The sequence below is a fragment of the Shewanella sp. HL-SH5 genome, assembly GCF_051163755.1.
In the GTDB taxonomy this organism is placed as follows: Bacteria; Pseudomonadota; Gammaproteobacteria; order Enterobacterales; family Shewanellaceae; genus Shewanella; species Shewanella glacialimarina.
This window is the reverse complement of record NZ_CP195038.1, coordinates 470,469-493,621: the sequence shown is the minus strand read 5'-3', so window position 1 is coordinate 493,621 and position 23,153 is coordinate 470,469. Positions and strand designations below refer to the sequence as shown.

General features: G+C 46.8%; 3 protein-coding genes. All 3 read left to right on the top strand.

Features of this window, described 5'->3' with window-relative positions; all coding sequences use genetic code 11:
* Nucleotides 1-73: 73 nt before the first annotated feature.
* The 3 genes from ACRWQM_RS01990 to ACRWQM_RS01980 all read left to right on the top strand — a co-directional run bounded on the left by ACRWQM_RS01990 (nt 74) and on the right by ACRWQM_RS01980 (nt 23,107).
* Nucleotides 74-1,282 carry a uroporphyrinogen-III C-methyltransferase gene (locus tag ACRWQM_RS01990; RefSeq protein ID WP_434931090.1) on the top strand — a complete coding sequence of 403 codons (1,209 nt, stop codon included), beginning with the start codon at nt 74-76 and terminating at the stop codon, nt 1,280-1,282.
* The gene (locus ACRWQM_RS01985; RefSeq protein ID WP_434931089.1) at nt 1,279-2,451 is read left to right on the top strand and encodes a heme biosynthesis HemY N-terminal domain-containing protein; all 1,173 of its coding nucleotides are present in this window, start codon (nt 1,279-1,281) and stop codon (nt 2,449-2,451) included. The genes ACRWQM_RS01990 and ACRWQM_RS01985 overlap by 4 nt, the downstream gene beginning before the upstream one ends.
* A gap of 457 nt (nt 2,452-2,908) precedes the next feature.
* Nucleotides 2,909-23,107, top strand: a complete 20,199-nt coding sequence (locus ACRWQM_RS01980; RefSeq protein ID WP_434931088.1) for an Ig-like domain-containing protein — start codon at nt 2,909-2,911, stop codon at nt 23,105-23,107.
* Nucleotides 23,108-23,153: the final 46 nt, after the last annotated feature.

Sequence of the window (23,153 nt, the reverse complement as noted above, 5' to 3'; positions counted from 1 at the left end):
ACTATTTAACACTGTTCAATGATAGTGAGCCTTTCACTATCAATTTGTCGTATTTTGCTTTCAAGGACTGTTCATGGAAAATAACAAACTCGAATCCACTGAAGTTGATACTCATGATGTAGTGTCTAAACCTCAGGCAAAGGGCGACTCACCTCAAGCTGCTAAAGCAGCCTCTCCTACGCCAAAACGTCAACCAGGCCCTTCAAGTCGGCTTCGTAAGTTACGCAGTTCATGGTGGGTTCGATTAAGTATTGTTATTAGCTGGATTGCAGCTGGCACGGCTATTGCTGGTTGTTATTGGCTTTATTTACAACTCAATTCACAACAAGAAAGTCAGCAAAATCAACAGCAAGAGTTAGCCGCTGAATTAACTACGCTTGAAACAAACAATCAAAAGCTAAAACAAGAATTACAGCAGTCACTATCCGAGCCAAGCCAACGTATTGCCCAATTAGAACAGCAACAAACCAATGATGCAAAAGCTTATCAGCAGTTGGCTGTGCTGCAAGAGGCGCAAAAACAACTACAAGAACGAGTCGCAGTAGTCGCTCAACGCAGTCCGAACCATTGGATGGCGTCTGAAGCCGACTATCTAGTGCGTATGGCAAGTAGAAAACTGTGGCTTGAAAAAGACCCTCAAACTGCAGCAAGCTTGTTGCAGTCGGCCGATAACCGCATTGAAGCAATGAAAGATCCCGCCTTACATCAACTGCGTAAAGCCATCGCACAGGATATTGCCGCAACGCGTTCGATTAAAACGACCGATGTCGCAGGCTCTGTGTATGCCATTGATGCGGTAATAGACCAAGTAGCTAACCTTCCCTTAAATCAAGCTGATACAGATTTAGCCGTGGATGAATTAGCTGAACCTCTATCTGATTCTATTGATGACTGGCAAACGAATTTATCTAAGTCATTTAAGCAATTTATTGAAGGTTTTATCACTATTCGCGAACGCACCACTGATTTAGAACCGCTACTGCCGTTAGAACAACAATGGTATTTAGTGGAAAATGTGCGCCTAAAATTATTACAAGCTCAGTTTTCACTACATAACTATGATCAACAGGGTTATCACAGTGCAATTAATTATGCTCATCGTTGGGTAAACCAGTATTTTGATACTAGTGATCGTCGCACCCAAAATACACTTGCTCAGCTTAAAGTATTATCACAGCTGTCTATTGAGTCAGTTAATGCTTATCAGTTTAAATCTACCCCACTGTTACAACAGTTAATGACATACGGGAAAATGATGCCTGAAGAGGAGCCAGCACTATGATAAAAATGTTGGCTTATGTGATTATCATTCTGTTAGGTTTGTGTGTCACACCGTATCTTTTAGAAACCAAAGGCTATATTTACATAGCAATATGGGACTATCAAATTGAAACCAGTTTAGCTTTTGGCTTATTTGCATTAATAGCCTTTTATATTGGCTTAGCATTGACTAAAAGGGTCTTAGTATTGCTATTGACTTTAGTGTTAAGTAGTCGCTATTTACCTGAGCGTTGGCGTATTAAAAAAGCCAAAAAACAAACTTTAATTGGTGCATTAGCCCTAGCAGAAGAGGATTGGCCTACCGCTGAGAAAGCCATGGTAAAAGGTGCTGAAAATGGCGAGCTGCCGGCGCTTAATTATTTTGCTGCAGCAAGAGCCGCACAACATCAACATAAAACCATTGAACGTGATAAGTACCTTGCTAAAGCACAATTGGATCCTTTAGCCAAAAAGGCTGTACTGACTACTCACACGCGCTATTTATTGAAACAAGGCGAATTAACTCAAGCCCGCATCCTGTTGAATGAACTTGATCCAACGAGCAAAAGTAAAGACTCAGTTATCAAGCTGGCAGCTGATTTATATCTAGCTCAACAAGACTGGGTAGCGCTTAAATTAATTATACCGACTTTAGCTAAGCGACATATTTATTCCGATGAGGAAATCATCGAAATAACGACCCAAGCTAATATCCATTTAATCAATCAAGCTGCTGAAGCAACGGCGGGTGAACTCGACAAATGTTGGGGCTGGCTAAGTAAATCTGAACGTAATCAAGTTCAAACCCTAATTGCCTATCTTTATGGATTATGTAAGCTACAACGTAAAGATGAAGCATTAAAACTGCTTTATAAACAGTTGAAATCTAACCCTGTTGAGAGTTTATTCGATGCGGTAGCTGAAATAGCTACCGCGCATGATAATGATATTCGAAAGCTGCTCAGCAAATTTGAGCAAACACATGAAAATGTTGTCAATTACCAAGAATGTTTGGCCAAGTTAGCCTTACAAACTCGTGATTTTAAGCAAGCCAAAATACATTGGTACAATGCCTGTCAAATTGCACCAAGTCGCACTAGATGGTTAGCTTTAGCGCAAGTACAAGAGCAACTGGGTGATAATACGATGGCGATGCAAAGCTATCGTCATGCAGCTAACGCTAGTAGCTAGCTATATACATTATTTTATTCCCCATAAAGCCTGCATAAAATTGCAGGCTTTTTTGCATTTTCAGACCCAGTAATAATCGAATTAACTAAACTTTTACTACCTATAACCGATAGAGGGTAAATTTATGTTCATTTAATAACATATTTACATAGCTGAATCGCTCATGTAGCTAACACGACTTAAAAAGCATCAATCTTTATTCTTCAATTGGCATCGTTTTAAAATGAGTATGTTGAATAATATATGCGCAGATAAATCGGCTTTTTTAAAAAAAGTCATATGGTTAAGACTAGTCAAAAACATGTCAAAAAATTGACATTGTTAGTGTCTTTGAAGTAAAATTGTTAAATCTGGGTTAGTGTATGGCGTTGTAAAGCATAGAAATCTTACATCGTTATGCTAAGTCTATAATGTATTGAATATTTCCGAGTCAGGAATAGCTGTTGGGAGCTAATTAATGGGTACGATAACAACAACAAAAGCAGGCGTATTAACTGAGGCACAAAGCCAAATCAGTATATCTGCTGGTAATCAATTAACAATTTTACAGCCAGGGCAAATAATACCCGAGGCTAGTTTGTTAATTTTTGATGACAGCACACGTTTTGTTATCACCTTTGATGATGGAACCATTTTTTCTCAAGATGATATCTCTGTTACTCAACCAGAGTTAAATGACGATTTCACTAACCTGGAAGCGCTTGATGAAATAGAAGCATTACAAGCCCTTATTGCGTCAGGTGAGGATCCAACTGTTGACCTTCCTGAAACCGCTGCAGGTACACCTACAAACGGTAACGAAGGTAGTAGTTTTATCACATTAGATCGTTCTGGTAATGAAACCATTGCGAATGCTGGCTTTAACACTGCGACCCAACCCGCTGTTAGCCCTCTAACTGTCGAAGAAAATACCATTACATCCGAAGATGTACCTTCTGTATTGGCAAACGACACCCAAATCGTTGCTGAAGATGAAATTGTCTCTGGTAATTTACTCGAAAATGACACAGACCCTGACTCTGAATTATCCATCGTTTCTTTTGAAGTTAACGGCGAAACCTATCCTGCCGGCACTGAAGTTGTTCTTGAAGGAGGCGTATTAGTTATTAATGAAGATGGTTCTTATACCTTCACGCCAAATGACAATTGGAATGGCCAAGTTCCAGTCATCACTTACACCACCAATACTGGCGCAACGGCTACGTTAATCATTGAAATTACACCGGTTGACGACCCTACTGTTACCGAAAATGATTCAGTTGTGGCTGCTGAAGATACCCCTGTGTCAGGTAATGTATTAGATAATGACAGCGATCCAGATTCTGATCTTACTGTGGTCAGTTTTGACATTAATGGCGAAACCTACCCAGCCGGCACTGAAGTTGTTCTTGAAGGAGGCGTATTAGTTATTAATGAAGATGGTTCTTATACCTTCACGCCAAATGACAATTGGAATGGCCAAGTTCCCATTATCACTTACACCACTAATACGGGTGCAACGGCGACGTTAATCATTGAAATTACACCGGTTGACGACCCTACTGTTACCGAAAATGATTCAGTTGTGGCTGCTGAAGATACCCCTGTGTCAGGTAATGTATTAGATAATGACAGCGATCCAGATTCTGATCTTACTGTGGTCAGTTTTGACATTAATGGCGAAACCTACCCAGCCGGCACTGAAGTTGTTCTTGAAGGAGGCGTATTAGTTATTAATGAAGATGGTTCTTATACCTTCACGCCAAATGACAATTGGAATGGCCAAGTTCCCATTATCACTTACACCACTAATACGGGTGCAACGGCGACGTTAATCATTGAAATTACACCGGTTGACGACCCTACTGTTACCGAAAATGATTCAGTTGTGGCTGCTGAAGATACCCCTGTGTCAGGTAATGTATTAGATAATGACAGTGATCCAGATTCTGATCTTACTGTGGTCAGTTTTGACATTAATGGTGAAACCTATCCTGCTGGTACTGAAGTGACTCTCGACGGCGGCATATTAATCATCGATGAAGATGGGTCTTATACTTTTACGCCTAATGAAAATTGGAATGGTCAAGTTCCCATTATCACTTACACCACTAATACGGGTGCAACAGCAACGTTAACTATTGAAATTACACCTGAAAACGATGCACCTGTGGCAGTTGATGATGTAATTACTATTCAAGAAGATACGGTCTTCAACTCAAGCATCGACTTAGATGCCAACGACACTGATATCGATGGCGATAGCTTATCTGTGGTTGCCGGCACCTTTACCACCACTCAGGGCGGTACGATCGTTATTGCCGCTGATGGCAGTTACACCTACACCCCACCGTTGAATTTCAATGGCGTCGACACAGTGGATTACACGGTTACCGACGGCACATTAACTGACATCGGTACCCTGACCATCAATGTGGGCGCAGTAAACGATGCACCTGTGGCAGTTGATGATGTAATTAATGTCCAGGAAGACACCACATTTACTTCAACAATAGATTTAGATGCCAACGACACTGATATCGATGGCGATAGCTTATCTGTGGTTGCAGGCACCTTTACCACCACTCAGGGCGGTACGATCGTTATTGCCGCTGATGGCAGTTACACCTACACCCCACCGTTGAATTTCAATGGCGTCGACACAGTGGATTACACGGTTACCGACGGCACATTAACTGACATCGGTACCCTGACCATCAATGTGGGTGCGGGCAACGATGCACCTGTGGCAGTTGATGATGTAATTAATGTCCAGGAAGACACCACATTTACTTCAACAATAGACTTAGATGCCAACGACACTGATATCGATGGCGATAGCTTATCTGTGGTTGCCGGCACCTTTACCACCACTCAGGGCGGTACCATAGTCATTGCCGCTGATGGCAGTTACACCTACACCCCGCCGTTGAATTTCAATGGCGTCGACACAGTGGATTACACGGTTACCGACGGCACATTAACTGACATCGGTACCCTGACCATCAATGTGGGTGCAGTAAACGATGCACCTGTGGCTGTTGATGATGTAATTAATGTCCAGGAAGACACCACATTTACTTCAACAATAGATTTAGATGCCAACGACACTGATATCGATGGCGATAGCTTATCTGTGGTTGCAGGCACCTTTACCACCACTCAGGGCGGTACCATAGTCATTGCCGCTGATGGCAGTTACACCTACACCCCGCCGTTGAATTTCAATGGCGTCGACACAGTGGATTACACGGTTACCGACGGCACATTAACTGACATCGGTACCCTGACCATCAATGTGGGTGCGGGCAACGATGCACCTGTGGCAGTTGATGATGTAATTACTATTCAAGAAGATACGGTCTTCAACTCAAGCATCGACTTAGATGCCAACGACACTGATATCGATGGCGATAGCTTATCTGTGGTTGCCGGCACCTTTACCACCACTCAGGGCGGTACGATCGTTATTGCCGCTGATGGCAGTTACACCTACACCCCACCGTTGAATTTCAATGGCGTCGACACAGTGGATTACACGGTTACCGACGGCACATTAACTGACATCGGTACCCTGACCATCAATGTGGGCGCAGTAAACGATGCACCTGTGGCAGTTGATGATGTAATTAATGTCCAGGAAGACACCACATTTACTTCAACAATAGATTTAGATGCCAACGACACTGATATCGATGGCGATAGCTTATCTGTGGTTGCCGGCACCTTTACCACCACTCAGGGCGGTACGATCGTTATTGCCGCTGATGGCAGTTACACCTACACCCCACCGTTGAATTTCAATGGCGTCGACACAGTGGATTACACGGTTACCGACGGCACATTAACTGACATCGGTACCCTGACCATCAATGTGGGTGCGGGCAACGATGCACCTGTGGCTGTTGATGATGTAATTAATGTCCAGGAAGACACCACATTTACTTCAACAATAGATTTAGATGCCAACGACACTGATATCGATGGCGATAGCTTATCTGTGGTTGCCGGCACCTTTACCACCACTCAGGGCGGTACGATCGTTATTGCCGCTGATGGCAGTTACACCTACACCCCGCCGTTGAATTTCAATGGCGTCGACACAGTGGATTACACGGTTACCGACGGCACATTAACTGACATCGGTACCCTGACCATCAATGTGGGTGCGGGCAACGATGCACCTGTGGCTGTTGATGATGTAATTAATGTCCAGGAAGACACCACATTTACTTCAACAATAGATTTAGATGCCAACGACACTGATATCGATGGCGATAGCTTATCTGTGGTTGCCGGCACCTTTACCACCACTCAGGGCGGTACGATCGTTATTGCCGCTGATGGCAGTTACACCTACACCCCGCCGTTGAATTTCAATGGCGTCGACACAGTGGATTACACGGTTACCGACGGCACATTAACTGACATCGGTACCCTGACCATCAATGTCGGTGCAGCAAACGATGCACCTGTGGCAGTTGATGATGTAATTACTATTCAAGAAGATACGGTCTTCAACTCAAGCATCGACTTAGATGCCAACGACACTGATATCGATGGCGATAGCTTATCTGTGGTTGCCGGCACCTTTACCACCACTCAGGGCGGTACGATCGTTATTGCCGCTGATGGCAGTTACACCTACACCCCGCCGTTGAATTTCAATGGCGTCGACACAGTGGATTACACGGTTACCGACGGCACATTAACTGACATCGGTACCCTGACCATCAATGTGGGTGCAGTAAACGATGCACCTGTGGCTGTTGATGATGTAATTAATGTCCAGGAAGACACCACATTTACTTCAACAATAGATTTAGATGCCAACGACACTGATATCGATGGCGATAGCTTATCTGTGGTTGCCGGCACCTTTACCACCACTCAGGGCGGTACCATAGTCATTGCCGCTGATGGCAGTTACACCTACACCCCGCCGTTGAATTTCAATGGCGTCGACACAGTGGATTACACGGTTACCGACGGCACATTAACTGACATCGGTACCCTGACCATCAATGTGGGCGCAGTAAACGATGCACCTGTGGCAGTTGATGATGTAATTAATGTCCAGGAAGACACCACATTTACTTCAACAATAGATTTAGATGCCAACGACACTGATATCGATGGCGATAGCTTATCTGTGGTTGCAGGCACCTTTACCACCACTCAGGGCGGTACGATCGTTATTGCCGCTGATGGCAGTTACACCTACACCCCACCGTTGAATTTCAATGGCGTCGACACAGTGGATTACACGGTTACCGACGGCACATTAACTGACATCGGTACCCTGACCATCAATGTGGGTGCGGGCAACGATGCACCTGTGGCTGTTGATGATGTAATTAATGTCCAGGAAGACACCACATTTACTTCAACAATAGATTTAGATGCCAACGACACTGATATCGATGGCGATAGCTTATCTGTGGTTGCCGGCACCTTTACCACCACTCAGGGCGGTACCATAGTCATTGCCGCTGATGGCAGTTACACCTACACCCCACCGTTGAATTTCAATGGCGTCGACACAGTGGATTACACGGTTACCGACGGCACATTAACTGACATCGGTACCCTGACCATCAATGTGGGCGCAGTAAACGATGCGCCTGTGGCAGTTGATGATGTAATTAATGTCCAGGAAGACACCACATTTACTTCAACAATAGATTTAGATGCCAACGACACTGATATCGATGGCGATAGCTTATCTGTGGTTGCAGGCACCTTTACCACCACTCAGGGCGGTACGATCGTTATTGCCGCTGATGGCAGTTACACCTACACCCCGCCGTTGAATTTCAATGGCGTCGACACAGTGGATTACACGGTTACCGACGGCACATTAACTGACATCGGTACCCTGACCATCAATGTGGGTGCGGGCAACGATGCACCTGTAGCAGTTGATGATGTAATTAATGTCCAGGAAGACACCACATTTACTTCAACAATAGATTTAGATGCCAACGACACTGATATCGATGGCGATAGCTTATCTGTGGTTGCAGGCACCTTTACCACCACTCAGGGCGGTACGATCGTTATTGCCGCTGATGGCAGTTACACCTACACCCCACCGTTGAATTTCAATGGCGTCGACACAGTGGATTACACGGTTACCGACGGCACATTAACTGACATCGGTACCCTGACCATCAATGTGGGTGCGGGCAACGATGCACCTGTGGCTGTTGATGATGTAATTAATGTCCAGGAAGACACCACATTTACTTCAACAATAGATTTAGATGCCAACGACACTGATATCGATGGCGATAGCTTATCTGTGGTTGCCGGCACCTTTACCACCACTCAGGGCGGTACGATCGTTATTGCCGCTGATGGCAGTTACACCTACACCCCGCCGTTGAATTTCAATGGCGTCGACACAGTGGATTACACGGTTACCGACGGCACATTAACTGACATCGGTACCCTGACCATCAATGTGGGTGCGGGCAACGATGCACCTGTGGCTGTTGATGATGTAATTAATGTCCAGGAAGACACCACATTTACTTCAACAATAGATTTAGATGCCAACGACACTGATATCGATGGCGATAGCTTATCTGTGGTTGCCGGCACCTTTACCACTACTCAAGGCGGCACCATAGTCATTGCTGCTGATGGCAGTTACACCTACACCCCACCGTTGAATTTCAATGGCGTCGACACAGTGGATTACACGGTTACCGACGGCACATTAACTGACATCGGTACCCTGACCATCAATGTGGGTGCGGGCAACGATGCACCTGTGGCTGTCGATGATGTAATTAACACTGCAGAAGATACGGTCTTCAACTCAAGCATCGACTTAGATGCCAACGACACTGATATCGATGGCGATAGCTTATCTGTGGTTGCCGGCACCTTTACCACCACTCAGGGCGGTACGATCGTTATTGCCGCTGATGGCAGTTACACCTACACCCCGCCGTTGAATTTCAATGGCGTCGACACAGTGGATTACACGGTTACCGACGGCACATTAACTGACATCGGTACCCTGACCATCAATGTGGGTGCAGTAAACGATGCACCTGTGGCTGTTGATGATGTAATTAATGTCCAGGAAGACACCACATTTACTTCAACAATAGATTTAGATGCCAACGACACTGATATCGATGGCGATAGCTTATCTGTGGTTGCAGGCACCTTTACCACCACTCAGGGCGGTACCATAGTCATTGCCGCTGATGGCAGTTACACCTACACCCCGCCGTTGAATTTCAATGGCGTCGACACAGTGGATTACACGGTTACCGACGGCACATTAACTGACATCGGTACCCTGACCATCAATGTGGGCGCAGTAAACGATGCACCTGTGGCAGTTGATGATGTAATTAATGTCCAGGAAGACACCACATTTACTTCAACAATAGATTTAGATGCCAACGACACTGATATCGATGGCGATAGCTTATCTGTGGTTGCAGGCACCTTTACCACCACTCAGGGCGGTACGATCGTTATTGCCGCTGATGGCAGTTACACCTACACCCCACCGTTGAATTTCAATGGCGTCGACACAGTGGATTACACGGTTACCGACGGCACATTAACTGACATCGGTACCCTGACCATCAATGTGGGTGCGGGCAACGATGCACCTGTGGCTGTTGATGATGTAATTAATGTCCAGGAAGACACCACATTTACTTCAACAATAGATTTAGATGCCAACGACACTGATATCGATGGCGATAGCTTATCTGTGGTTGCCGGCACCTTTACCACCACTCAGGGCGGTACCATAGTCATTGCCGCTGATGGCAGTTACACCTACACCCCACCGTTGAATTTCAATGGCGTCGACACAGTGGATTACACGGTTACCGACGGCACATTAACTGACATCGGTACCCTGACCATCAATGTGGGCGCAGTAAACGATGCACCTGTGGCAGTTGATGATGTAATTACTATTCAAGAAGATACGGTCTTCAACTCAAGCATCGACTTAGATGCCAACGACACTGATATCGATGGCGATAGCTTATCTGTGGTTGCCGGCACCTTTACCACCACTCAGGGCGGTACGATCGTTATTGCCGCTGATGGCAGTTACACCTACACCCCGCCGTTGAATTTCAATGGCGTCGACACAGTGGATTACACGGTTACCGACGGCACATTAACTGACATCGGTACCCTGACCATCAATGTGGGCGCAGTAAACGATGCACCTGTGGCAGTTGATGATGTAATTAATGTCCAGGAAGACACCACATTTACTTCAACAATAGATTTAGATGCCAACGACACTGATATCGATGGCGATAGCTTATCTGTGGTTGCAGGCACCTTTACCACCACTCAGGGCGGTACCATAGTCATTGCCGCTGATGGCAGTTACACCTACACCCCGCCGTTGAATTTCAATGGCGTCGACACAGTGGATTACACGGTTACCGACGGCACATTAACTGACATCGGTACCCTGACCATCAATGTGGGCGCAGTAAACGATGCACCTGTGGCAGTTGATGATGTAATTAATGTCCAGGAAGACACCACATTTACTTCAACAATAGATTTAGATGCCAACGACACTGATATCGATGGCGATAGCTTATCTGTGGTTGCAGGCACCTTTACCACCACTCAGGGCGGTACGATCGTTATTGCCGCTGATGGCAGTTACACCTACACCCCGCCGTTGAATTTCAATGGCGTCGACACAGTGGATTACACGGTTACCGACGGCACATTAACTGACATCGGTACCCTGACCATCAATGTGGGTGCGGGCAACGATGCACCTGTAGCAGTTGATGATGTAATTAATGTCCAGGAAGACACCACATTTACCTCAACAGTAGATTTAGATGCCAACGACACTGATTTAGACGGCGATAGCTTGTCAGTGGTCGCCGGCACCTTTACCACTACTCAAGGCGGCACCATAGTCATTGCTGCTGATGGCAGTTACACCTACACCCCACCGTTGAATTTCAATGGCGTCGACACAGTGGATTACACGGTTACCGACGGCACATTAACTGACATCGGTACCCTGACCATCAATGTGGGTGCGGGCAACGATGCACCTGTGGCTGTCGATGATGTAATTAACACTGCAGAAGATACGGTCTTCAACTCAAGCATCGACTTAGATGCCAACGACACTGATATCGATGGCGATAGCTTATCTGTGGTTGCCGGCACCTTTACCACCACTCAGGGCGGTACCATAGTCATTGCCGCTGATGGCAGTTACACCTACACCCCGCCGTTGAATTTCAATGGCGTCGACACAGTGGATTACACGGTTACCGACGGCACATTAACTGACATCGGTACCCTGACCATCAATGTCGGTGCAGCAAACGATGCACCTGTGGCTGTCGATGATGTAATTAACACTGCAGAAGATACGGTCTTCAACTCAAGCATCGACTTAGATGCCAACGACACTGATATCGATGGCGATAGCTTATCTGTGGTTGCCGGCACCTTTACCACCACTCAGGGCGGTACCATAGTCATTGCCGCTGATGGCAGTTACACCTACACCCCACCGTTGAATTTCAATGGCGTCGACACAGTGGATTACACGGTTACCGACGGCACATTAACTGACATCGGTACCCTGACCATCAATGTGGGCGCAGTAAACGATGCGCCTGTGGCAGTTGATGATGTAATTAATGTCCAGGAAGACACCACATTTACTTCAACAATAGATTTAGATGCCAACGACACTGATATCGATGGCGATAGCTTATCTGTGGTTGCAGGCACCTTTACCACCACTCAGGGCGGTACGATCGTTATTGCCGCTGATGGCAGTTACACCTACACCCCGCCGTTGAATTTCAATGGCGTCGACACAGTGGATTACACGGTTACCGACGGCACATTAACTGACATCGGTACCCTGACCATCAATGTGGGTGCGGGCAACGATGCACCTGTAGCAGTTGATGATGTAATTAATGTCCAGGAAGACACCACATTTACTTCAACAATAGACTTAGATGCCAACGACACTGATATCGATGGCGATAGCTTATCTGTGGTTGCCGGCACCTTTACCACCACTCAGGGCGGTACCATAGTCATTGCCGCTGATGGCAGTTACACCTACACCCCACCGCTGAATTTCAATGGCGTCGACACAGTGGATTACACGGTTACCGACGGCACATTAACTGACATCGGTACCCTGACCATCAATGTGGGTGCGGGCAACGATGCACCTGTGGCTGTTGATGATGTAATTAATGTCCAGGAAGACACCACATTTACTTCAACAATAGATTTAGATGCCAACGACACTGATATCGATGGCGATAGCTTATCTGTGGTTGCCGGCACCTTTACCACCACTCAGGGCGGTACCATAGTCATTGCCGCTGATGGCAGTTACACCTACACCCCACCGTTGAATTTCAATGGCGTCGACACAGTGGATTACACGGTTACCGACGGCACATTAACTGACATCGGTACCCTGACCATCAATGTGGGCGCAGTAAACGATGCGCCTGTGGCAGTTGATGATGTAATTAATGTCCAGGAAGACACCACATTTACTTCAACAATAGATTTAGATGCCAACGACACTGATATCGATGGCGATAGCTTATCTGTGGTTGCAGGCACCTTTACCACCACTCAGGGCGGTACGATCGTTATTGCCGCTGATGGCAGTTACACCTACACCCCGCCGTTGAATTTCAATGGCGTCGACACAGTGGATTACACGGTTACCGACGGCACATTAACTGACATCGGTACCCTGACCATCAATGTGGGTGCGGGCAACGATGCACCTGTAGCAGTTGATGATGTAATTAATGTCCAGGAAGACACCACATTTACTTCAACAATAGATTTAGATGCCAACGACACTGATATCGATGGCGATAGCTTATCTGTGGTTGCAGGCACCTTTACCACCACTCAGGGCGGTACGATCGTTATTGCCGCTGATGGCAGTTACACCTACACCCCACCGTTGAATTTCAATGGCGTCGACACAGTGGATTACACGGTTACCGACGGCACATTAACTGACATCGGTACCCTGACCATCAATGTGGGTGCGGGCAACGATGCACCTGTGGCTGTTGATGATGTAATTAATGTCCAGGAAGACACCACATTTACTTCAACAATAGATTTAGATGCCAACGACACTGATATCGATGGCGATAGCTTATCTGTGGTTGCCGGCACCTTTACCACCACTCAGGGCGGTACGATCGTTATTGCCGCTGATGGCAGTTACACCTACACCCCGCCGTTGAATTTCAATGGCGTCGACACAGTGGATTACACGGTTACCGACGGCACATTAACTGACATCGGTACCCTGACCATCAATGTGGGTGCGGGCAACGATGCACCTGTGGCTGTTGATGATGTAATTAATGTCCAGGAAGACACCACATTTACTTCAACAATAGATTTAGATGCCAACGACACTGATATCGATGGCGATAGCTTATCTGTGGTTGCCGGCACCTTTACCACCACTCAGGGCGGTACGATCGTTATTGCCGCTGATGGCAGTTACACCTACACCCCGCCGTTGAATTTCAATGGCGTCGACACAGTGGATTACACGGTTACCGACGGCACATTAACTGACATCGGTACCCTGACCATCAATGTCGGTGCAGCAAACGATGCACCTGTGGCAGTTGATGATGTAATTACTATTCAAGAAGATACGGTCTTCAACTCAAGCATCGACTTAGATGCCAACGACACTGATATCGATGGCGATAGCTTATCTGTGGTTGCCGGCACCTTTACCACCACTCAGGGCGGTACGATCGTTATTGCCGCTGATGGCAGTTACACCTACACCCCGCCGTTGAATTTCAATGGCGTCGACACAGTGGATTACACGGTTACCGACGGCACATTAACTGACATCGGTACCCTGACCATCAATGTGGGTGCAGTAAACGATGCACCTGTGGCTGTTGATGATGTAATTAATGTCCAGGAAGACACCACATTTACTTCAACAATAGATTTAGATGCCAACGACACTGATATCGATGGCGATAGCTTATCTGTGGTTGCAGGCACCTTTACCACCACTCAGGGCGGTACCATAGTCATTGCCGCTGATGGCAGTTACACCTACACCCCGCCGTTGAATTTCAATGGCGTCGACACAGTGGATTACACGGTTACCGACGGCACATTAACTGACATCGGTACCCTGACCATCAATGTGGGCGCAGTAAACGATGCACCTGTGGCAGTTGATGATGTAATTAATGTCCAGGAAGACACCACATTTACTTCAACAATAGATTTAGATGCCAACGACACTGATATCGATGGCGATAGCTTATCTGTGGTTGCAGGCACCTTTACCACCACTCAGGGCGGTACGATCGTTATTGCCGCTGATGGCAGTTACACCTACACCCCACCGTTGAATTTCAATGGCGTCGACACAGTGGATTACACGGTTACCGACGGCACATTAACTGACATCGGTACCCTGACCATCAATGTGGGTGCGGGCAACGATGCACCTGTGGCTGTTGATGATGTAATTAATGTCCAGGAAGACACCACATTTACTTCAACAATAGATTTAGATGCCAACGACACTGATATCGATGGCGATAGCTTATCTGTGGTTGCCGGCACCTTTACCACCACTCAGGGCGGTACCATAGTCATTGCCGCTGATGGCAGTTACACCTACACCCCACCGTTGAATTTCAATGGCGTCGACACAGTGGATTACACGGTTACCGACGGCACATTAACTGACATCGGTACCCTGACCATCAATGTGGGCGCAGTAAACGATGCACCTGTGGCAGTTGATGATGTAATTACTATTCAAGAAGATACGGTCTTCAACTCAAGCATCGACTTAGATGCCAACGACACTGATATCGATGGCGATAGCTTATCTGTGGTTGCCGGCACCTTTACCACCACTCAGGGCGGTACGATCGTTATTGCCGCTGATGGCAGTTACACCTACACCCCGCCGTTGAATTTCAATGGCGTCGACACAGTGGATTACACGGTTACCGACGGCACATTAACTGACATCGGTACCCTGACCATCAATGTGGGCGCAGTAAACGATGCACCTGTGGCAGTTGATGATGTAATTAATGTCCAGGAAGACACCACATTTACTTCAACAATAGATTTAGATGCCAACGACACTGATATCGATGGCGATAGCTTATCTGTGGTTGCCGGCACCTTTACCACCACTCAGGGCGGTACGATCGTTATTGCCGCTGATGGCAGTTACACCTACACCCCGCCGTTGAATTTCAATGGCGTCGACACAGTGGATTACACGGTTACCGACGGCACATTAACTGACATCGGTACCCTGACCATCAATGTGGGCGCAGTAAACGATGCACCTGTGGCAGTTGATGATGTAATTAATGTCCAGGAAGACACCACATTTACTTCAACAATAGATTTAGATGCCAACGACACTGATATCGATGGCGATAGCTTATCTGTGGTTGCAGGCACCTTTACCACCACTCAGGGCGGTACGATCGTTATTGCCGCTGATGGCAGTTACACCTACACCCCGCCGTTGAATTTCAATGGCGTCGACACAGTGGATTACACGGTTACCGACGGCACATTAACTGACATCGGTACCCTGACCATCAATGTGGGCGCAGTAAACGATGCACCTGTGGCAGTTGATGATGTAATTAATGTCCAGGAAGACACCACATTTACTTCAACAATAGATTTAGATGCCAACGACACTGATATCGATGGCGATAGCTTATCTGTGGTTGCAGGCACCTTTACCACCACTCAGGGCGGTACGATCGTTATTGCCGCTGATGGCAGTTACACCTACACCCCGCCGTTGAATTTCAATGGCGTCGACACAGTGGATTACACGGTTACCGACGGCACATTAACTGACATCGGTACCCTGACCATCAATGTGGGTGCGGGCAACGATGCACCTGTAGCAGTTGATGATGTAATTAATGTCCAGGAAGACACCACATTTACCTCAACAGTAGATTTAGATGCCAACGACACTGATTTAGACGGCGATAGCTTGTCAGTGGTCGCCGGCACCTTTACCACTACTCAAGGCGGCACCATAGTCATTGCTGCTGATGGCAGTTACACCTACACCCCACCGTTGAATTTCAATGGCGTCGACACAGTGGATTACACGGTTACCGACGGCACATTAACTGACATCGGTACCCTGACCATCAATGTGGGTGCGGGCAACGATGCACCTGTGGCTGTCGATGATGTAATTAACACTGCAGAAGATACGGTCTTCAACTCAAGCATCGACTTAGATGCCAACGACACTGATATCGATGGCGATAGCTTATCTGTGGTTGCCGGCACCTTTACCACCACTCAGGGCGGTACCATAGTCATTGCCGCTGATGGCAGTTACACCTACACCCCGCCGTTGAATTTCAATGGCGTCGACACAGTGGATTACACGGTTACCGACGGCACATTAACTGACATCGGTACCCTGACCATCAATGTCGGTGCAGCAAACGATGCACCTGTGGCTGTCGATGATGTAATTAACACTGCAGAAGATACGGTCTTCAACTCAAGCATCGACTTAGATGCCAACGACACTGATATCGATGGCGATAGCTTATCTGTGGTTGCCGGCACCTTTACCACCACTCAGGGCGGTACCATAGTCATTGCCGCTGATGGCAGTTACACCTACACCCCACCGTTGAATTTCAATGGCGTCGACACAGTGGATTACACGGTTACCGACGGCACATTAACTGACATCGGTACCCTGACCATCAATGTGGGCGCAGTAAACGATGCGCCTGTGGCAGTTGATGATGTAATTAATGTCCAGGAAGACACCACATTTACTTCAACAATAGATTTAGATGCCAACGACACTGATATCGATGGCGATAGCTTATCTGTGGTTGCAGGCACCTTTACCACCACTCAGGGCGGTACGATCGTTATTGCCGCTGATGGCAGTTACACCTACACCCCGCCGTTGAATTTCAATGGCGTCGACACAGTGGATTACACGGTTACCGACGGCACATTAACTGACATCGGTACCCTGACCATCAATGTGGGTGCGGGCAACGATGCACCTGTAGCAGTTGATGATGTAATTAATGTCCAGGAAGACACCACATTTACTTCAACAATAGACTTAGATGCCAACGACACTGATATCGATGGCGATAGCTTATCTGTGGTTGCCGGCACCTTTACCACCACTCAGGGCGGTACCATAGTCATTGCCGCTGATGGCAGTTACACCTACACCCCACCGCTGAATTTCAATGGCGTCGACACAGTGGATTACACGGTTACCGACGGCACATTAACTGACATCGGTACCCTGACCATCAATGTGGGTGCGGGCAACGATGCACCTGTGGCAGTTGATGATGTAATTAATGTCCAGGAAGACACCACATTTACTTCAACAATAGATTTAGATGCCAACGACACTGATATCGATGGCGATAGCTTATCTGTGGTTGCAGGCACCTTTACCACCACTCAGGGCGGTACGATCGTTATTGCCGCTGATGGCAGTTACACCTACACCCCACCGTTGAATTTCAATGGCGTCGACACAGTGGATTACACGGTTACCGACGGCACATTAACTGACATCGGTACCCTGACCATCAATGTCGGTGCAGTAAACGATGCACCTGTGGCTGTTGATGATGTAATTAATGTCCAGGAAGACACCACATTTACTTCAACAATAGATTTAGATGCCAACGACACTGATATCGATGGCGATAGCTTATCTGTGGTTGCAGGCACCTTTACCACCACTCAGGGCGGTACCATAGTCATTGCCGCTGATGGCAGTTACACCTACACCCCACCGTTGAATTTCAATGGCGTCGACACAGTGGATTACACGGTTACCGACGGCACATTAACTGACATCGGTACCCTGACCATCAATGTGGGCGCAGTAAACGATGCACCTGTGGCAGTTGATGATGTAATTACTATTCAAGAAGATACGGTCTTCAACTCAAGCATCGACTTAGATGCCAACGACACTGATATCGATGGCGATAGCTTATCTGTGGTTGCCGGCACCTTTACCACCACTCAGGGCGGTACGATCGTTATTGCCGCTGATGGCAGTTACACCTACACCCCACCGTTGAATTTCAATGGCGTCGACACAGTGGATTACACGGTTACCGACGGCACATTAACTGACATCGGTACCCTGACCATCAATGTGGGCGCAGTAAACGATGCACCTGTGGCAGTTGATGATGTAATTAATGTCCAGGAAGACACCACATTTACTTCAACAATAGATTTAGATGCCAACGACACTGATATCGATGGCGATAGCTTATCTGTGGTTGCAGGCACCTTTACCACCACTCAGGGCGGTACGATCGTTATTGCCGCTGATGGCAGTTACACCTACACCCCGCCGTTGAATTTCAATGGCGTCGACACAGTGGATTACACGGTTACCGACGGCACATTAACTGACATCGGTACCCTGACCATCAATGTGGGCGCAGTAAACGATGCACCTGTGGCAGTTGATGATGTAATTAATGTCCAGGAAGACACCACATTTACTTCAACAATAGATTTAGATGCCAACGACACTGATATCGATGGCGATAGCTTATCTGTGGTTGCAGGCACCTTTACCACCACTCAGGGCGGTACGATCGTTATTGCCGCTGATGGCAGTTACACCTACACCCCGCCGTTGAATTTCAATGGCGTCGACACAGTGGATTACACGGTTACCGACGGCACATTAACTGACATCGGTACCCTGACCATCAATGTGGGTGCGGGCAACGATGCACCTGTAGCAGTTGATGATGTAATTAATGTCCAGGAAGACACCACATTTACCTCAACAGTAGATTTAGATGCCAACGACACTGATTTAGACGGCGATAGCTTGTCAGTGGTCGCCGGCACCTTTACCACTACTCAAGGCGGCACCATAGTCATTGCTGCTGATGGCAGTTACACCTACACCCCACCGTTGAATTTCAATGGCGTCGACACAGTGGATTACACGGTTACCGACGGCACATTAACTGACATCGGTACCCTGACCATCAATGTGGGTGCGGGCAACGATGCACCTGTGGCTGTCGATGATGTAATTAACACTGCAGAAGATACGGTCTTCAACTCAAGCATCGACTTAGATGCCAACGACACTGATATCGATGGCGATAGCTTATCTGTGGTTGCCGGCACCTTTACCACCACTCAGGGCGGTACCATAGTCATTGCCGCTGATGGCAGTTACACCTACACCCCGCCGTTGAATTTCAATGGCGTCGACACAGTGGATTACACGGTTACCGACGGCACATTAACTGACATCGGTACCCTGACCATCAATGTCGGTGCAGCAAACGATGCACCTGTGGCTGTCGATGATGTAATTAACACTGCAGAAGATACGGTCTTCAACTCAAGCATCGACTTAGATGCCAACGACACTGATATCGATGGCGATAGCTTATCTGTGGTTGCCGGCACCTTTACCACCACTCAGGGCGGCACCATAGTCATTGCCGCTGATGGCAGTTACACCTACACCCCACCGCTGAATTTCAATGGCGTCGACACAGTGGATTACACGGTTACCGACGGCACATTAACTGACATCGGTACCCTGACCATCAATGTGGGCGCAGACAACACAGATACAAGTAACGATGCGATCACCGTTAGCGAAGACACTGTCGCCAGTGGTAATGTGCTGAGCAACGATGAATCGAGCAACACCAGCGTGGTCAGCTTCACGCTGGACACTGATGCAGATAGCAGCCAGGAAAGCTTCAGCGCCGGTGACAGCGTCACCTTAGCGGGCGGCGTCTTAGTGCTTAACGCCAACGGCTCATACAGCTTCACTCCAAATGCTGATTGGAACGGCAGCGTGCCAGTGGTGACTTACACCACCAACACCGGTGAAACTGCCACCTTGACCATCACGGTCACTGAAGACAACACAGATACAAGTAACGATGCGATCACCGTTAGCGAAGACACTGTCGCCAGTGGTAATGTGCTGAGCAACGATGAATCGAGCAACACTAGCGTGGTCAGCTTCACGGTGGACACTGATGCAAATGGCAGCCAGGAAAGCTTCAGCGCCGGTGACAGCGTCACCTTAGTGGGCGGCGTCTTAGTGCTTAACGCCAATGGCTCATACAGCTTCACCCCAAATGCTGATTGGAACGGCAGCGTGCCAGTGGTGACTTACACCACCAACACCCGTGAAACAGCCACCTTGACCATCACAGTGACCCCAGTGAACGATGACGTCACTATAAGCACTCCTGATATTCTTTCTGTATATGAAGCAGGGTTAACAAACGGATCAAACAGTACAGCTGTAACTCAAAGTTCTGGCAGCATGACCATCGGGGCAAAAGATGGTTTAGACAGACTGGAAATTCAAGTTGGTGGCACCCTTAATACTCTGACCTTAGCGGCTTTAATTGCGGCATCAGCGACTTCACCTCTCATAATTGCTGGAGAGTTTGGGCAGCTTACTATTACCGGATATAACGATGGCGTATTGGAATACACTTACACGTTAACTAATGCTCAAACTCATAGTGGAACAAATTCAGACTCACTAACTGATGCGTTCCAAATCACTGCATTTGATATTGATGGTGATCAAGCTACAGCTACGCTTAATGCAACGGTATATGATGATGCATCTATTGCAACCAATGACACTGCCTCATTAACCGTTATTCAAGACTCATTCGCCATTATTGGTGGTGTGCAAGCTGAATGGAAAACGGTTACAGGTGGTACTGGCGTTAACCGATTCGATGGCGATGTCGGCAGAGGTGGTGAAGATAATGATTTAGCATTAGATCAAGTTCGTTGGGGTACCACAAATGGTGCTCAATCTGGCTATGGGTTTATGGATAATGATGCAGCACTTAACGGCGAAGTAACATTAAACCAAGATATTGTATTAGGTACATTTACTCACTATAACTACCCTATTAGTAGTGGTTCATCTATCACAGCCGCCACTATGGATGTAGTGTTCAATGTGATTGACTCATTTGGTAATGTTACTGGCGTCACCTTGAAGCTAAACTTTAGCCACAACGAGACGCCTAACAATGGACCAGATCCTCGCGATATTGTCACAATTGGTCAAACCAACGTCACCTTCAACTATGAAGGCGACTTATATACCATTCAAGTCATTGGCTTTAGAGATAATAACGGCAATATTGTTACCTCTATTTACACCGATGAAAATGCTTCAACCAGCTACGAATTAGTTATTCGCATGGTAGCAGGTACTGGCTATGACTTACCTTCAGTAGAAGGAAACGTTATGGATAATGATATTAGTGGTGCTGATATCAGTTTAGTCATCGGCGTTGCAGCTGGCGATCAAACCAGTACTGGCGTGACCGGTAATGTCAGCGCAATCATCACTGGCCAGTACGGTACCTTAATCATTAATAATGATGGAAGTTATACCTATGAGCTAACGAGTACCACAGACAACATACCAACTGGAGCCGTAGACTTATTTACCTACACGATTAGAGATGCTGATGGTGATACTTCAAGTGCAACATTGACCATAGATGTGAACCTTGTGAATGCTCAAAACGTACCGGTTGAAGATGCCGCTAAGGTTACGACTACTGGTGCCAGTCTGAATGATGATTTTGTGGTACTTAATGGTGAAAATGGCTTAAATCAGAAACAAGTTAACGTCAATTTTGGTGGCGGACTAACGGGTCAGATTACAGATGCCAATAATAACGCCATATCCGCTTCAGGTGCTAATTTAACCAGCTATAGTAAAGATAGTTCACAAGTTATTAGCAGCGGTTCAGGTAATGACCATATTGAAACAGGTCGTGGCGGCGATATTATTTACGCAGGTGAAACAGGTGCGTTTGGTTATAAATCTGATGATGAGTTAGAACTCGATCTAAACACTATTGCTAATCATCATATTATGACAGGTACTTTATCGGGTGCTGATACCATGATAGACCTTGATGGCTTATTGCTTGCCAATGATGTGGCATCACAAAAAGCTGATGTAGTTAATGGTGGTAGCGGTAACGATCGTATCTATGGACAATCTGGTTCAGATATTCTTTTTGGTCATACTGGCAATGACTATATCGATGGCGGTACTCATAACGATGGCCTACGTGGTGGTGCGGGTAATGACACTCTCATTGGTGGCTTAGGCGATGACGTATTACGCGGCGATAGCGGCATTGATACTTTCGTATGGCAAAAAGGTGAGTTTGGTAATGATATCATCTCTGACTTTAACCGCCTGGAAGATAAGATTGATCTAAGAGATTTACTCATCAATGAGGAATATAACAATCTTGAAAATCTACTTAACTTTAGCTATAACGCCAAAGGCTCTAGTATTATAGAAATCGATGCTGATGGCGATGGTACTTTCGAGCAAACGATTACCCTTGATGGCGTTGACTTAGCGGGTATTTATGGCAGTTCTGCTGAAGGGGTTATCATTAACGGGCTACTCAAGGATGGTGCGCTAATTGTTGATACAAATCCAACACCAGCACCAAATGGACAAGGAATTGACCCGTTTATTGATAAGCCTGATGGGCAAATGATCCCTTAATTTTAGGCAAAAAATCCCCCCATAGTAATATGGGGGCGATAAAAGA

Coding starts and splice junctions, on each gene's coding strand:
- ACRWQM_RS01990 (WP_434931090.1), top strand. CDS start 74: ATGGAAAATAACAAACTCGAATCCACTGAAGTTGATACTCATGATGTA.
- ACRWQM_RS01985 (WP_434931089.1), top strand. CDS start 1,279: ATGATAAAAATGTTGGCTTATGTGATTATCATTCTGTTAGGTTTGTGT.
- ACRWQM_RS01980 (WP_434931088.1), top strand. CDS start 2,909: ATGGGTACGATAACAACAACAAAAGCAGGCGTATTAACTGAGGCACAA.